The 748-nt window shown below is 72.2% G+C and carries 2 protein-coding genes; both read left to right on the top strand.

Features of this window, described 5'->3' with window-relative positions:
- The coding region (locus IEZ07_RS35305; protein WP_301549393.1) for a transposase at nucleotides 1-349 on the top strand (349 nt) is incomplete at its 5' end.
- A gap of 15 nt (nucleotides 350-364) precedes the next feature.
- Nucleotides 365-748, top strand: a 384-nt coding sequence (locus tag IEZ07_RS36435) for an IS3 family transposase (RefSeq protein WP_191898775.1), incomplete at its 3' end; no start/stop codon positions are given.

Raw genomic sequence — 748 nt, 5'->3', positions numbered from 1 at the left:
GCGGCGTCGCTTTGATCCGGAGTTCCGGGCCGGGGCGGTGCGGATCGTCAAGGAGACCGGCAAACCCGTCGCGCACGTCGCCCGGGATCTGGGGATCAACGAGTACACGCTGCACAATCGGGTGCAGATGGACCGGCACGCCAGCGGTCAGGTCGGCGGTGGAGGTGGCACGCTGAAGGAGTCCGAGCAGGAGGAGCTGGCCCGGCTGCGGGCCGAGAAGGCCGAGCTGGCGCGGGAGCTCGCGCGCGAGAAGGCGGCCTGGGCCAAGGAGCGCGCCGAGCTGGAAGACGAGCGTGAAGTTCTCAAGCGCTCGGTGCTCTTGTGGGTTCGAGAGGCGATGGGCCGGTGAGCGCACGCGGCCTTCATCAGCTCCCAGAAGACCAGGTACGGCATCAGCCACGTCGTCTCCTGCCGGGCGCTGGGGGTCTCGCAGTCCTGGTTCTACAAGTGGAAGGACCGCATCGGCGGCGCGGCGCCGACCGGGCGCGAGCAGCGACGGGCCCGGCTGGATGCCGGGATCGGGCGCCTGTTCGCCGCCTCGGGCGGCACCTACGGCTCGCCCCGCATCACCCGTGATCTGCACGAGCTGGGCTGGCGGGTGTCGCAGAACACGGTGGCCGCGCGGATGGCCGAGCTCGGCCTGGCCGGCCGCGCGCCGAAGAAGCGCCGGTCGCTGACCCGGCCGGGTAAGCGGTCGGCCGCGCCGGACCTGGTCGGGCGGAAGTTCACCGCGGTCGCCGCGGACGTG

This window comes from Planomonospora parontospora (assembly GCA_014647935.1).
Classification (GTDB): Bacteria; Actinomycetota; Actinomycetes; order Streptosporangiales; family Streptosporangiaceae; genus Planomonospora; species Planomonospora parontospora.
Note: the sequence above shows the minus strand (reverse complement) of the source record. Positions and strands in the feature narration are given on the sequence as shown.